Source organism: Bacillus sp. B4EP4a (assembly GCF_006680105.1).
GTDB classification, from domain to species: Bacteria; Bacillota; Bacilli; order Bacillales; family DSM-1321; genus Peribacillus; species Peribacillus simplex_E.
The window spans coordinates 129,154-144,421 of the sequence record NZ_VHIK01000037.1; the positions used below are offsets into that span (position 1 = coordinate 129,154).

General features: G+C 42.4%; 13 protein-coding genes. All 13 read right to left on the reverse strand.

What is annotated here, in order from left to right; translation table 11 throughout:
• Positions 1–54: 54 nt before the first annotated feature.
• On the reverse strand, positions 55–483 hold the full coding sequence (locus FNK51_RS18680; RefSeq protein ID WP_141994278.1) for a DUF1801 domain-containing protein: 429 nt from the start codon (positions 481–483) through the stop codon (positions 55–57).
• A 357-nt stretch (positions 484–840) separates the two neighbouring features.
• The gene (nagE, locus tag FNK51_RS18685) at positions 841–2,316 is read right to left on the reverse strand and encodes an N-acetylglucosamine-specific PTS transporter subunit IIBC (protein WP_141994279.1); all 1,476 of its coding nucleotides are present in this window, start codon (positions 2,314–2,316) and stop codon (positions 841–843) included.
• Between the two features lie 187 nt (positions 2,317–2,503).
• A complete protein-coding gene (locus FNK51_RS18690) occupies positions 2,504–3,742 on the reverse strand; it encodes an exo-beta-N-acetylmuramidase NamZ family protein (RefSeq protein ID WP_483296129.1) in 1,239 nt (412 codons plus the stop codon).
• A gap of 13 nt (positions 3,743–3,755) precedes the next feature.
• The gene (locus FNK51_RS18695) at positions 3,756–5,696 is read right to left on the reverse strand and encodes a glycoside hydrolase family 3 protein (protein WP_141994280.1); all 1,941 of its coding nucleotides are present in this window, start codon (positions 5,694–5,696) and stop codon (positions 3,756–3,758) included.
• Positions 5,697–5,897: 201 nt separating this feature from the next.
• The gene (locus tag FNK51_RS18700; RefSeq protein WP_141994281.1) at positions 5,898–6,908 is read right to left on the reverse strand and encodes a MupG family TIM beta-alpha barrel fold protein; all 1,011 of its coding nucleotides are present in this window, start codon (positions 6,906–6,908) and stop codon (positions 5,898–5,900) included.
• On the reverse strand, positions 6,905–8,275 hold the full coding sequence (locus tag FNK51_RS18705; RefSeq protein WP_098371911.1) for a PTS transporter subunit EIIC: 1,371 nt from the start codon (positions 8,273–8,275) through the stop codon (positions 6,905–6,907). Before FNK51_RS18705 ends, FNK51_RS18700 begins: the two co-directional genes overlap by 4 nt.
• A gap of 32 nt (positions 8,276–8,307) precedes the next feature.
• Positions 8,308–9,165, reverse strand: coding sequence for a MurR/RpiR family transcriptional regulator (locus FNK51_RS18710; protein ID WP_098371910.1), 858 nt, complete (start codon positions 9,163–9,165; stop codon positions 8,308–8,310).
• Positions 9,166–9,176: 11 nt separating this feature from the next.
• On the reverse strand, positions 9,177–10,085 hold the full coding sequence (gene murQ / locus FNK51_RS18715) for an N-acetylmuramic acid 6-phosphate etherase (protein WP_098371909.1): 909 nt from the start codon (positions 10,083–10,085) through the stop codon (positions 9,177–9,179).
• Between the two features lie 372 nt (positions 10,086–10,457).
• Positions 10,458–11,639: an ABC transporter substrate-binding protein gene (locus FNK51_RS18720; protein WP_141994282.1), complete on the reverse strand. Its 1,182-nt coding sequence runs from the start codon at positions 11,637–11,639 to the stop codon at positions 10,458–10,460.
• A 22-nt stretch (positions 11,640–11,661) separates the two neighbouring features.
• Entirely contained in the window at positions 11,662–12,369 is a 708-nt protein-coding gene (locus tag FNK51_RS18725; RefSeq protein ID WP_141994283.1) for an ABC transporter ATP-binding protein, read from the reverse strand.
• The gene (locus tag FNK51_RS18730) at positions 12,362–13,126 is read right to left on the reverse strand and encodes an ABC transporter ATP-binding protein (RefSeq protein ID WP_141994284.1); all 765 of its coding nucleotides are present in this window, start codon (positions 13,124–13,126) and stop codon (positions 12,362–12,364) included. The genes FNK51_RS18725 and FNK51_RS18730 overlap by 8 nt, the downstream gene beginning before the upstream one ends.
• 2 nt (positions 13,127–13,128) lie before the next feature.
• Positions 13,129–14,124, reverse strand: a complete 996-nt coding sequence (locus FNK51_RS18735) for a branched-chain amino acid ABC transporter permease (protein ID WP_141994285.1) — start codon at positions 14,122–14,124, stop codon at positions 13,129–13,131.
• A gap of 1 nt (position 14,125) precedes the next feature.
• On the reverse strand, positions 14,126–14,989 hold the full coding sequence (locus FNK51_RS18740) for a branched-chain amino acid ABC transporter permease (protein WP_076371380.1): 864 nt from the start codon (positions 14,987–14,989) through the stop codon (positions 14,126–14,128).
• Positions 14,990–15,268 lie beyond the last annotated feature (279 nt).

Sequence of the window (15,268 nt, forward strand, 5' to 3'; positions counted from 1 at the left end):
TTCCCACTCGCTTTCTTGTTCCTCTTAAACAATTATAAACTGATATACGTTCTATTATTTTTCATTGTCCGGGTACTTATCTCTCAAAAACTTGACAGACTGATTAATCAATTCTTTCAATACATTAATATCGATATCTGCCACTTTATTGATGTACACACACCCTTTTCCGGAAGTGTGTTTTCCGAATGCCTGTAATAATTCTTCCCTTTTTTTATCCCCTGGAGATAAATATAAACTGATTTTTGCTTTTCGAGGGGAAAAGCCTACCAGGGGGGCATCGCCTTCGTGACCTGATTCATATTTATAATGATAGATACCGAACCCAATGATGCTCGGTCCCCACATCTTTGCCTCATAACCTGTCGTTTTGGTGAAAACATCCAGCAACTCATATGCATCTTCACGTTTTTTTGGATTGTCGACGTTCTCAATGAACTCAATGACACTACTGTCAGTTTCTTTGGTTTTTTGTTTATACAAGACCGGAACCCCCCCATACTAAAAGTTTCAGAAATGCAAAAAATATCCCTTGCTCAAAACTTAGTACACTATATGATCGTGTCTCTAGATTGACGTGTATGTATACAGCCTTCATTACCGCTGATTTCCTAATTATTCAAATGATTGGCGGACGAGCTTCATTACTAATTCTCCAAGCTTCATGGCAAATCCTTCATTCAATACCCTTATATATTATAGAACATTGATTCGTTTTATTCTATTTTAAGAGCAGAGTTAATAAAGATAAATCTTTTGCGCGTTTATAATCAGTACTTTATCATAAAAATCTCTACGATCAGAAAATATAATCCTGATCGTAGATTTTTAGTGTATCAGCTATTGCCGCCGGATCTTTTCAATTTCATCAGCTATGAATTGTACTTGTGTCCCTACGATGACTTGAATGCTTTGGGGACCCACGATATTGATTCCAGCAACCCCTGTTGATTTGATTTTATTCTGATCGACAGCTCCCATATTCTCCACCTCTACCCTTAATCTGGTAACGCAGTTATCTACAGATGTTACGTTAGCGTCTCCGCCTAAACCCTCATAAATAGCGGAAGCCATTCCAAAGAATTTACTCTCATCATTCCCGCCATGACTGCTGTCTGCTTCCGCAATCACTCCTCCGCCATCAAGCTCATCTTCTGTATCATCTTCTCTGCCGGGAGTCATTAAATTGAACCTTTTTATCAAGAATCGGAATAAGAAATAGTAAATGACAGCAAAAGCCAGTCCTTGAAGAAGTAGCATATAAGGTTGATTTGCCAATGGCAATCTTGAACTTAAAACAAAGTCAATGAACCCTGCACTAAAACCGAACCCTGCTGTCCATTGGAAAGTGGCAGCAATAGCCAACGATATTCCTGTTAATAAAGCATGCACAACAAACAGGGCTGGTGCAACAAACATGAAAGCAAATTCCAACGGTTCAGTAACGCCTGTGAAAAATGAAGCGAAACCGGCTGCGAGCATTAATGAGGCGACTTGTTTTTTCTTCCGTGATTTTGCCGAATGGTACATGGCAAGAGCAGCAGCCGGTAAACCGAACATCATGACGGGAAAGAATCCGGCTTGATACATGCCCGTGGTTCCTTTTATTCCTGTTCCAGCCCAGAAGTTACCGATATCGTTAAGTCCTATTACATCGAACCAGAATACGGAGTTTAACGCATGATGTAAACCTGTTGGTATCAAAAGCCGATTGAAAAATCCATAGAGTCCTGCTCCAACTGCACCTAATTCACTTATTCCTTCCCCAAATATAACTAACCAGGAGTAGATGAGTGGCCATACGAAGAATAATATAAGAGAAACGAGTAGCATGGCAACCGCAGTAAGGATCGGGACAAGGCGTTTACCGCTAAAGAAAGCGAGTGCATCCGGCAGCTCGACCTTACTGAACCGATTATACATAGCTGCCGCTATAAGGCCCGAGAGGATTCCGACAAATGCATTTTCTATTTTCACAAATGCTGGATTTACATCTTTTGCATCAATTCCTTGCAGCATCGCTACCGAGTCCGTGGAAAGCAATGTCGTTACGACTAGATAGGCTACCAGCCCGCTCAAAGCGGCGGCTCCATCTTTTCCTTTCGACATGCCCAATGCCACTCCAACAGCAAACAAGATAGCCATATTATCAATGATCGAAGAACCTGCTTTAATTAAGAAAGCTGCTAACGGACTTCCCGCTCCCCATCCTGCAGGATCTATCCAATAACCGATCCCCATTAATATGGCGGCTGCCGGCAATACGGCAACTGGCAGCATCAAGGAACGTCCAATTTTTTGAAGATATTTTTTCATCCCGCTTTCCTCCTGACAATTACTGATTTAGGGCAAACCCCATATTCTATTAGACAACTGTTCCTTCCATTTTAGAACTTCATTTCATTTATAAATTTGGCTTTATTCAAGAATAAAGTCTTAGCGATTTTCTCCTCCTTCGAAAGCTCATAAAAAAAGAAAAGTCCAACCGGACTTTTCTTTTCACTTATTTATAGAGCAAGTAATTTTTGCGAACCTTTTTAAAAGCATCCTGCTTTGCTTGATATTCTTTCATGATTTCATTTACTGATGAACCTTCTTCAATTCTTGACATTACCCATCCATTGCCAATCAATAAATTGAAATTTTTGGCTGCAAGGAACTCGAAATCTGCAGGATATAGATCCTGAATGGTCTTGATGATGTGAAGTCCGGTAGGGACAGCCTTGAATTCCTCTCTATCCGTTATATAAATTTCCACTCCATGGCTAAGTTTACCTGCATGTTTTGAGAATGTAGGTGTAAAGGAGGCTGCCCTGAATTTTACGCCAGGTAACCTTAATGCATTTAATTTCCCAGCAAGCTCATCGCTGTTTATATAAGGAGCACCAATCAACTCGAATGGTTTAGTTGTTCCTCTGCCTTCCGAGACATTCGTTCCCTCGATCAAGCCTGTAGCCGGATATACGAACGTAGTGGAAACTGTCGGCATATTCGGTGACGGTAAGACAAAAGGGAGACCAGTTTCGTCATAATCCATATCTCGCTTCCAGCCTTTCATCTTGATGACCTTTAGATCTGCACCAATTTTAAATTCCTTATTGAACAAAGTCGCGAGTTCCCCAACAGTCATCCCATGCTTAAGAGGTATTGGGTACAAACCAACAAACGATGAGAATTCAGGTTCAAGTACTGGCCCATCTACCGACACCCCGCCTTGTGGGTTGGGGCGGTCCAGCACGATAAATGGGATATCATTTTCTTTGGCTGCTTCCATTGCATAAGCCATCGTGTAGATATAAGTGTAATAGCGTGTTCCGACATCCTGGATATCAAAAACAAGGACCTCAACATCCTTTAACATTTCAGGCGTCGGTTTTTTCGTTTTGCCATATAAGCTATAAACGGGCAACCCTGTTTTTTCATCAATATAATATTCAACGCTTGCACCAGCTTGCGCATCTCCACGCACTCCATGTTCAGGACCAAATAACGCTGTCAAATTAATATCCGGATCATCATTAAGTAGATCGACGATGCTGATTAATTTAGAATCGATGCCAGTTGGATTCGTAATCAAGCCGACTTTCTTTCCGCTTAATACGTCCTTTTCTTCTTTTAAAAGAACTTCAATACCGGGACTGACCTTTTGTTTTTTCTTCTCTTTAACAGCGGTTACACTTTTTGAGGAAACGATGCCGAAAGTCAACAGACAAATGGTAAATATGGTTATCATTCTTTTCAAATTGCATCCCTCCCTATTTTTTAATGGGTCTTCCAGATTTAATATCTAATCCATATCCAAATTTATAAAGGCTTTCATTGGGCTTGGTTACTGATGGTATATCGACCGGCATCGTGCCTTTAGGTTTTGATTCTCCAAAAATGGTCGAGATGCCTGCCGGGATATTTGGCTGTCTATAACGCCCATTCGAATACCCTTTGAACCCGTAAACAGCAAGAACCGCTTTCGCTTCTTCAAAGTTTGCAACATCATAAGGGTTTCTTAAACTCATTAAAACAAAGTCTTTATCTTTCTTCTTAGCATGATTCATGACCGCCCTAGGGAAGGCTGTTGCCCACTTCGACGAATCTTGAATGCTATCATCTATCACTCCATCATTGACAGCCGGATCGTTTTTGACAATATAGGAACCAGTTATGACAAAGTCCGATTCATCAATGAGTCTGGCCACTTGATCTGAAAATGACTTTCCTGAAAAACTCATACCCGTTATTTGGACTTTCTTGATTTTCTTTTTATCAGCTAATTCGCCGATGCTCCTGGACATGGATTCAACTTGGTCATCAAAAGGAGCAAGAATTAAAACTTTATCATTTTTCTTAGGTTTGAAAGGCAATGTTTTGTCTTCATTTTTCAAAAGAGTGATGGCATCTTCCGCGATTTTCCTTTCTTTTTTCAAATGATCTTCATTCCCGACCACTTTAAGCGCGGTTTCGATTTTTTTATCGATCGGAGTATCGTCAGGGTTTAATATCCCTCTCTTCACTTTCAGTTCAAGTATCCTTGTTACAGATTGATTGACTTGACCTAGAGGAATTTCCCCACTTTCCACTGCTGCCCTCACTGCATTGAATACAGTGGTTATATTCTTTTCCATTTGAAGCGAATTAACCTGTGCAGGCATCAGTGCAATGTCAACGCCAGATTTCAGGGCAAGGACCACAGCTTCTTCCTGCCCGAAGTTGTCCGCGATGGCATTCATATTCAAAGCATCTGTAACCACAACACCGTCAAAACCCATTTCTTCACGTAATAGACCCGTGATGACCTTTTTTGACAACGTTGCAGGAACCATAATTTCTTGACCGTCTTTTTTACTGATATACTTAGTGTCATCGAATGCAGGAAATTGAACATGTGCAGTCATCATCATATCAACTCCAGCATCGATGGCCCTTTGGAAAGGAACCAACTCGATGGAACGCAAACGTTCTTTATCATGAGAAACAAGAGGGAGACCATAATGACTATCGACTGCTGTATCTCCATGGCCGGGGAAATGCTTGGTCGTCGCTATCATGTTCTGATTTTGCAATCCTTTTATCGTCTGAATGCCAAGCTTTGATACAAGTTCCGGATCAGAACTGAAGGAACGAACGCCAATAACAGGATTTCCGGGATTATTATTGACATCGACAGACGGCCCAAAATTGACATTTATGCCAAGTGACGACAGTTCCTTGCCAATGATTTCTCCAGATTGATAAGCGTAACTCTCATTTCTGGCTGCACCAAGTGCCATATTACCAGGAAGGTTCGTTCCAGTTTGAAGGCGAGTTACGATTCCTCCTTCCTGATCGATCGTTATGAACAGCGGTATGTCCTGGCTTGCCATCTGCAAACCATCTGTTAGCCGAACCGTTTGTTCGGTTTCGACAACATTCTCAGCAAACAGAATCACACCGCCCAGATGATATTTTTTGATGATGCTTGCAACTTCTGAGTTCATTTCAATAAACCCGGTCGCCTTCGCTTCTCCTTGTTTTTGCCAATTACGAAAATCGGGCATTAGCATTTGACCGACTTTTTCATCGATTGTCATGTTTTCTACGATTTCCTGAATATCCGATACAGATTTTTCATTCTCTGATCCCTTTGCTGTCGCATTCCCTCCCAAAATGGATAAAACAAAGAATAATGCGATTCCAGCAGGGGCACATATCCTTTTTATCATTTAGGCTTCCTCCCTTGTTTACTTTTTAGTTCCGTTAGCAACAATTCCATATCCACTTTCATGAAGGGGAAAAATGATTGGAAATGAACTATATAGATTCTATAAAGAAATCAAGGCAGCATTGGAAACCCCGCAGCCGCCTCTTTTTACAAGCCTTCATGAAATATATCCATTTACCCCCTGTATAATTGTTTCAATTGGTCACTCAATTACAAGGTTTATCGTTTGACCAGGCTTTAGAAGGGACAGCAAGGGAATATCTTCTTCTATAACTCGACCTATCACATTAACTCGGTGATTTGCCCCTAGGTCTCTCTTGCAAATTTGGACCTCTCCCCGATACCTTCCGTAAGCATCATTGTCCATCGTTATGGACCCAAGGCTGCGTGCAACTGTATTACTCGGCTCAACATTTGCTGTGACCCGGGTATTCTGCAGCCGGAAAACATCTTGAGAAACATCTGGCCTCAATTTATACTGACCGCTTTGCAAGATTCGGGATTCCATTCTAACAGTTAGAATATTTAGATTTTTATAGGCAGTTAGATTCTCAAGCAGATTATTCTCCGTTCCTTGATCTCCAACGTAAACTCCTTCCACATGCTGAATCAGCTCAATACCGGCAGCGTAAGGATTCATCAACCTGTGTTTTTCAAGTGTTGGAAGGCCCTCATGAAGAGGACCGCGTTTACTTCCTGCACCCGGGATGAAAGCAAAGATCGGTATGCCGTATTTCTTGAACATTCGATTTTGTTCATGAAAGAACCCTTCCTCAAGGCCCGATTCGGGCCTTGGATAAAAGTTGTGCCAAGCTATCAGACTTTCCGTTTCCACACCGCCCCCAAGCACGGATAAAAGTTCTTCTTCATTCAATGTACTTGCATTTAGTGAGAGTGAAAACACCTTAGATAAAGATATGACCGTTTCTTTATCAAACCCATCATCAAGGCGAATACCTTTAATACCTAATGGCCATAAATCCGTAAATTTGCTAATCCCTAAATGATCAAGCGTGTTTAATGAGACATCTGCATGGATTTCCATTCCATAGGCCTCTGAAAGCTTTAAAAGCGTGATCATCCTCTTCACAAGATCACCCTTTTCTTCAGGAATATGAAGCGAGGTAAATGCTTTCCTCACTCCCAGGTTAGCAGCATGGATGATTTGTGTTTCTGCATGCGGGTCTTGTAGATAAAAAGAAATTCCGATCACTTGAATTCAACCGCCATTTCATCTTTGAATCCAAACAAATACGTAAAAATAAATCCTGCTATATAGGAAATGAACAACCCAGCGAGGAACAGTCCGATTTGGTTTGGATGAACTAAAAAGGTAAGCGGCAGTCCGGACACACCGATGGACGACGTTGCGATTCCGAATTGAGCTTGGAAGGCTCCACCTACTCCTGCACCTAAACATGCAGTTAAGAAAGGCCTGCCCAATGGCAGGGTCACTCCAAATATAAGGGGTTCACCGATACCTAGCATCCCGGAAGGAAGGCCCCCTCCGATAGCTCGCTTCAAACTTGCTTTCTTCGTTTTCATATAGATGGCAAATGCCGCTCCAACTTGGCCCGCGCCACCCATCGCCAAAATGGGAAGCAGTGGATCATCACCAATCGAATTGATCAATTCTAGATGGACAGGCGTTAAACCTTGATGTAAACCAGTAATGACGAGAGGGAGGAAGGCCGCACCAAGCACGAATCCAGCTACGACACCACCGAAATCCAAAACATTCAATAGCCCAGTCGTAATGGCATCCGATAAAAACCCTCCTACCGGCATAAATACAATGTAAGTGACAATCCCAGTAATGAGTAAAGCGATGGTTGGCGTCAAAATGATATCCAGTGATTGGGGAATGAATTTCCTGACCTGTTTTTCCACCAAGGCTATGAAAATAGCTGCAAAGAGGACTCCTATCAACCCACCGCGGCCAGGGAGCAAATTTTCACCGAACAATGAAATGTCGCCGACGGCCGGGTTTATGACTAAGATACCTGCAAGTGCACCAAGTGCAGGTGATCCACCGTATTCTTTTGCTGCATTGGTCCCAACCAAAATCCCCAAATAGGCAAACAGCCCCGACCCAATAACAGTTAAAATGATGGCTAATTGCGATTCTGCTGCAAGCCAGCCGGCTTGAACGATTGCTTTTGTAATACCGGTAATCAAACCTGATGCCACTAAGGCGGGAATTAAAGGGATGAAAATACTTGCAATCCTGCGTAAAAAAAGTTTAAACGGTTTTGCGTTTTTCCTATCAATCTCTGATTTATTCTTCGAGGCTACTTCTTTTAAGTTCAAATCGCCAGAAGATTCCTCCAGAAGCTTTTCAAATTCTGTATGAACCTTGTTCACCACGCCTGGCCCGAGGACGATTTGAATCGTTTCCTCTTCAATGACGCCAAAAACGCCTTCCGTATTTTTTATATCTTCCATTTTTACTTTCGAACGATCTATTGGCAGTACCCTGAGTCTGGTCATACAATGTGCAGCATCGGCAACATTAGATGCCCCACCCAATTTCCCCAATAACTCTTCTGCTAAAATGGCGTACTTATCCCCCTTACCCATTCAAAAGCCCCCTTTGTCAAATCTCATATGAATCATTTATATCGATCTGTCATCGATTTAATGGCAGACCTGGTGTTATCAATATATTGGACAGTCTCTTCATATTGTTCTGAAGCCATCCCCAAAAACAAAATGTCAATCATATATAATTGCGCCAATCGTGAGGATGTTGCTGCACTTCGAAACGGTGCTTCATTCGAATAGGATGTATACAGTGTGACGTCACACAAGGATGATACCGTTGTTTGGCCATAATGAGTCAGCCCGATTGTCTTGACCCCACGTTCCTTTGCCAGTTTCAATATATTGACAACTTCAGGTGTTTCCCCTGAAAATGAAATGGCAAAAACGATGTCATTTTCATCAGCATTTGCAATCAGGGTTGCAACTAAATGCATATCTGTAAAAGCCGTTGCCCCCTTATTGACGCGAAGTAATTTTTGCTGAGCGTCAGCAGCAACTATATTCGAAGCACCCACACCGCAAAAGTGGACGGTTTTAGCATTCAGCATCAGCTTTATCGCATGTTTGAGATTATCGTGATCGATTATTTCAGATGTGTCCCTAATGGTCTGAATCGAATTACTCGTTGTTTTCTCCACAATCCGATACAGTGATTCGGAAGGCTCGATATCCCGGTACCCCTGTTCAACTGTCTTCATCAAATCTCCAGCAATCCTTATTTTCAAATCTTGAAACCCTTTTATTCCAAGCGATTTACACAACCTAATAACAGCGGCCCCGCTAGTTTGGGCAGACGTACTTAATTCCTGTACAGTGCTGTTCACAACTTCATGAGGATTCTGTAGAATATATTCTGCTAGTTTTTGTTCTGATTGCGGCAGCTTGCTCAACATCGTCTGTATGATTGATAATCCTCCTGTAGCCATTGCTTCCCTCCTTAATCTTCATAGATCGAGATGGCTTTTCTGACATCTCCATCCGCATTCTCCAGTAACTCCATTGCTTTTTCATAATCTGTTGCCGTTTTTATCATGACGATCGCTGGTTTAACTTGATTATTTGCCTTTTCAAGCGTATTCAAAGCTTGATCATAGTCAGCATTCGTTACAGTTTCTATGATGCTTATTGCGCGGTCCTTCAGTTTTTGATTACTGACATTAACATCGACCATCAGATTTTCATAGACTTTTCCCAACCGGATCATGGTTGCGGTTGAAATCATATTGAGTACCATTTTATGTGCAGTTGCCGCTTTCATTCTAGTGGATCCTGTTAACACTTCCGGTCCGACTACCACTTCGATCCCTATATCAGCTGCTTCCGTGATGCTCGCGTTTTTATTGCATGATAATGCCACCGCTTTAGCCCCAACTTTTCTTGCATAACGTAAAGCGCCCCTCACATAAGGGGTACGGCCGCTTGCCGCGATGCCAATAACCGTATCATTTGCTGTAAGTTCCACGTCAATCAGATCACATTCCCCAAACTCTTCTTTATCCTCTGCTCCTTCAACAGCCCGAACAAACGCATTTTCCCCTCCTGCTATTATTCCCAGCACCCTATCAGGTGGTGTGCTGAAAGTCGGGGGACATTCCACGGCATCTAAAACACCGAGTCTTCCGCTCGTTCCTGCCCCGATGTATATGAGTCTCCCTCCTTTTTTTAACGATTCGCAAGCCCATTCAACCACCGTTTCAATCTCTGGCAATACCTCCTGAACCGCTGCTGCCACTTTAAAATCTTCCTTATTGATTGCAGAAATGACTTCCATCGTATTTACACTGTCGATATTCATCGTCTTTTCGTTCCGTAATTCAGTAGTTAATGAACGCAAATGTTCCTCCATAGACAATTAAATCCTCCTATAAACAATTACTTAAATATAATTTCATTTTTTAATAGAAAAAAATGAAATTATATTTCATATTATATTCAATGATAGCGTTTTCATTACTCTGATACAAGATATTTTTGAAAAATTTGTTAATTAGCATTTTTCATTCCTCAAACCCCAATGCCGGCGAACTTAAAGAATGCATCCATGGCCGCTTTCTGAGTGCCGTAATTTACCCATAAGAGCCTACTATCTTTGGGTGTAGATTTATTCAACAATAAAAAAACGTGTACCGTCCCTATGATCAGGAACGATACACGAACAAGTATTTAACAAAATGCTAAACTAGTATACTACCCGGAACACCTGCATCCCTTTACCCAGTTAACGGACAGGGACTACTTTCCCGTTTTCTACTGCACCGACGACAATAGTTGATGCAAATCCTCCATTTTCATCAATCGAGGGAATATCGTATATTTTTTGATCTGGCCCAATATTTGAAAGTCCATCCTGCATATGTTTACGGATGGCCTTCGCATCATCAACGCTGCCTGCAGATTTCATCGCTTCCACAAACGCATACATGGCGATATAATTCAATCCTACTTCGGAGCTTGGATCTTCCTTATAATCCTTTTGATATTTCTCAACGAAAGCAGGCACTGCTTCTTCATCTGAGTCCATCAGTGGCAGAACGCCAATCGAGCCTTCCAATGTTTCATATGACCCTGCAATCGGCTTCATTTGATCCAGCTTTGCTTGATCCATGATGATGAAACCGCCCTTAAATCCTAGCTCCCGAGCTTGCTTCGCTACTTTTGCCGTAGGTTCCGAAGCACCACCGATAAATAGCACATCAGGATCTTTTTTCAAGGCATTGGTGACAATCGTAAAGAAATCGGTTTCTTTGGCGAAATCAATCGAGGAATTATAAACGACTTTTCCGCCTTGCTTTTCCCAATGTGGAAGCACGGCTTCCGTCCAGTCTTTACCGTATTGCGAAGATGTTGGCAAAGCGGCGATCTTCTTGCCGAAATGTTCCATTGCATATGTTGTAAAAGGTTCGATATACCCCTCGTAATTCGGTGGAATCCGAACGGTTAATGAATTTCCGCTCTCGGTCACTGCCGGCTCACTCGTATATGCCCCAATGATGAATTCCTCTTGTTCATTAAAAACCTGAAGTGCCAGCACACCTCCGCTATGAGGCGTGAAAATGATCGGCGTATCATATTCCTGAATTAATCGTTTAGCATTCGACCCTGTTTCATTAGGTAAGTATTTATCATCCAACGATACTAAATTCAGCGTGTATTTCTTACCATCTACTTCAAACCCGCCAGCATCGTTAATTTCATTGACGGCCATTTCGACACCATTCAATGTCCGTTTCCCATATAAGGCTGCTGCACCGCTTAAAGGACCGCTAAAACCGATGTTAACGACATTTTCACCTTTGCCTTTACTGCCACTGCTTGACACAGAGCTATCCCCTTTATTGCACCCGGCCAAAACAGTGAAGATTAGCAGGAGAAAGACAAATAATACTTTCAGTTTTTTCATAAAAATCCCCCATTCTATTTTTTCAGGCCCCAATATACGCTTTCCTTACTTCATCATTGGCTAATAACTCACTTGCTGTCCCTTGAACGACAATTTCCCCATTTTCGAAAACATATCCTTTATCTGCAATGCCGAGGGCAGCATTCGCGTTTTGTTCAGCAAGCAGGACCGCGATTCCTTCGCGGTTTATTTCTTCAATGACCCGAAACATTTGTTCGACAATAAGTGGAGCGAGTCCCACCGAAGGCTCATCAAGCATCAACAATTTCGGTTTTGACATCAAAGCTCTTCCAATTGCGAGCATTTGCTGTTGGCCTCCGCTCAGGCTTCCCGCTTCATCATGATGTTTTTCTTTTAAAATCGGGAATAAGTGATAGACGTATTCCAAGGAATCCTTGATCTCCGCTTTCTTCTTTCGATGCACATAAGCACCCATCCTCAGATTTTCCTGGACGGTCATCTGTGGAAACAGTTTACGTCCTTCGGCACACTGGACGATTCCCTCCCGAACATTCTGATCCGGGGCACGGCCCCCTATCGGCATGCCCAGAAAATGAATTTCCCCCTTGGACAGCTTACTGATTCCGCTTATGGAACGAAAAGTCGTGCTTTTTCCTGCCCCATTAGCTCCTAATAAAACAACGATCTCTCCCTTGGCAACTTCGATATTCACATGTTTTATCGCAGTGAAACTCCCATAATTCACGGCGACATCGGTTAACTTAAGCACTGGCACTACCTCCCAAATAGGCTTTTATCACCGCTTCATTTCCTCGGATTTCCTTAGGTGTGCCCTCCGCAATTTTTTCTCCGTAATTAAGGACCATAATGTCATCTGCCAAGTTCATGATCATATGCATTTTGTGCTCGATTAAACAAACGGTCAGTCCCGATCGATTCAATTTTTTAATCAGTTCTGTCAAGCCTTCCGTTTCATCCGGGTTGATTCCCGCAGCAGGTTCATCAAGAAAGATAATTTCCGGTTCCGTCGCAAGGGCAAGAGCAATGGCTGTCCGTTTCTTTTCCTCCTGGGAGATGCTGGAGACCATTCTGTCAGCCGATTCCGTCAATCCAACAATATCAAGTACCTCCATCGCCTTATCCCTGCATGCCGCTTCCTCCCGTTTTAATAGTTTTGTTCTTAGAATGGCATCCACCAGATTGGATTTGGTTCGCAGTCTATGCCCGACAATGACATTATCCAATACGGTCGATTGATCAAAAAGGCTTGTCGTTTGAAAGGTTCTTGAAATTCCGAGCCCCGCTATTTCATTGGCAGGAAGTTTGGTGATATCAATCCCTTTAAAAAGGACCGTCCCAGAAGTTGGTCGATGAAAGCCGCTGATCAAGTTAAAAAAAGTTGATTTTCCTGCACCATTTGGTCCGATTATTGCATTGATTCTACCTTTTTCAATTGTAAAATCCACATTATTGACGGCCGCCAATCCTCCAAACCGCTTTGTCAAATTCTTCGTTTCGATTAGCAAATTCATCCCTCCTCAGCTTTTATGTGCATTTCGCTCCTCACCTCGGACAGCTCATTATCTTTTCGCATTCTTTGCCAATCAAAGAAGGCCCCTGCGATTCCGCGCGGATAAAAGATAATGATCACCGTAAGCAAAGGCCCGAATATCAACATTCGATATTCTTGAAGGAATTGCAAATTCTGCGAAAGGATTACTAACAATAATGTTCCTACCAACGGGCCTGAAAGTGTCCCGATTCCACCAACCAATAAATACATCAATAGATCGAACATTATGGCAGTTGATCCGATATCAGGTCCAATGAAACGAATGAATGAAGCATACAAGGCACCTGCCAATCCTGCAAAGAATGTGGATAGGACAAATGCGGTTAACTTATTCTTCATTGTGGATATACCAATCGTTTGGGCAAGGTCCTCGCTGTTCCTGATGGCCATATACGTCCTGCCGGTCAACGAGCGTATAATTCGATACACGATTAAAATCACTGCAAGCAGGAAAATGAGGACTAGATAATATTGGGATGCTGCAGTATCGAATGTGATCGGCCCTATATTCCCAGGAGCAGGTATACCGATTAATCCCCTAACCCCCTCTGTAAGTCCCTCCCATTTATCGATGACCAGATATATGATGTAACCCACACATAGAGTATAAATCGCGAAAAAGTGTTCCTTTGTCCTCAGCGCGATCAAACCGATCAAAAACCCAATTGCACATGTGATTATACATGCCGCTACAAGTGCCAGCCAAAAGTTCATTCCCGCTTTTACCGTCAGCAGGCCTAGTGAATATGCTCCAATCGCAAAAAAACCAGCATGTGCAAGCGAGAGATATCCAGTATAGCCTGATAATAAATTGATTCCATAAACAGCTATCGCCCAGATGAACGAAAGTGTCAGCATATGGAGATAATAGTCGTTTTGCGCGATAAAGGGGAATGAAAAAGCAAAGATGATAAGTGCGATAATCCCATTTCTTTTCGTTAATATCTTCACGCTACCTCTCCCCCTTGGCAAAAAGACCTGTTGGTTTCACGGTTAATATTACGACTAAAAGAATGAATGCAATGATGTCTTTATAATCATTTGAAATATAAGTTGCGCCCAAGCTCTCACTGAAACCTAAGATATATCCGCCTACGATCGCCCCCGGGATGCTCCCCATCCCTCCCAAGATGATAATGACGAATGCTTTTAGGATGACTAAATGCCCCATGCCTGGAAAAACAAGGTTAATCGGTGATGCAAGGGATGAAGCGATCGCTGCTAATCCACCCGATATCATGAAGGTAAGCATCGCGACTTTATTAATGTTGATTCCCACTAATGACGCCCCTTCACGGCTTTGGGACATCGCTATTATCGTTGAACCGGCATAAGTTTTCTTAAGGAAAAGGTAAAGTAAAACCATCACTGCGATAGCTGACACGATGATCAATAATCGCTGAAGTGTGAATGTCAGGCCCATGATATTGACCACTTGCCCGTATGGAGAAGTCATTGTATGGAAGTCGGCACCCCAGACAAATTGGGCAAAAGCTTCAAGAAAAAGGAGAATTCCGATTGCTGCAATCTTATCGTGCAATGGAGGTGCCTCCCTTAACAGGCGGAACACGAAACGTTCCAAAAGGACTCCCAACAAACCAACAACGATAATGGATACAAACATGGCAATCCAGTAATTGACCCCATATAATGTCATCATTGACAATGTGATATATCCACCCAACATATATAGGGCACCGTGGGCAAAGTTCGGGATATGCAAAATTCCATATACTAGCGTCAATCCCAGGGCAACAAGACTATATACGCTGCCAATCGTCAAACCATTAAAAAGCTGCTGGATCAAAATTTCCATTTACTTCCTCCTTGAAAATTATTGAATTTCACTATGCTGTTCATTCCCTGGTCCACAATCCTGTCCATATTTTGAAAGCACACATCTGCGACGAGAAACACTTTCACTTATTTCCCCACAGGCTCAACCTCTTGGAGAGGAACAGCAAGTTTTATTACCCTATATTCTCCACCAACAGATATAGCTTAGCGTAAGCGGAATAAGCCCCTTGATCAGTTGTTAGCGCTTTCATTTCTTATGGCCACTTAATTCAATTGGATATCATCAGAAATCATCATA

Bases quoted from the DNA above. Each gene is read 5' to 3' on its own strand.
- nagE (WP_141994279.1), bottom strand. From the start codon at position 2,316: ATGAAAAAATATCTTCAAAAAATTGGACGTTCCTTGATGCTGCCAGTT.
- FNK51_RS18695 (WP_141994280.1), bottom strand. From the start codon at position 5,696: ATGATAAAAAGGATATGTGCCCCTGCTGGAATCGCATTATTCTTTGTT.
- FNK51_RS18705 (WP_098371911.1), bottom strand. From the start codon at position 8,275: ATGGGTAAGGGGGATAAGTACGCCATTTTAGCAGAAGAGTTATTGGGG.
- FNK51_RS18710 (WP_098371910.1), bottom strand. From the start codon at position 9,165: ATGGCTACAGGAGGATTATCAATCATACAGACGATGTTGAGCAAGCTG.
- murQ (WP_098371909.1), bottom strand. From the start codon at position 10,085: ATGGAGGAACATTTGCGTTCATTAACTACTGAATTACGGAACGAAAAG.
- FNK51_RS18720 (WP_141994282.1), bottom strand. From the start codon at position 11,639: ATGAAAAAACTGAAAGTATTATTTGTCTTTCTCCTGCTAATCTTCACT.
- FNK51_RS18740 (WP_076371380.1), bottom strand. From the start codon at position 14,989: ATGGAAATTTTGATCCAGCAGCTTTTTAATGGTTTGACGATTGGCAGC.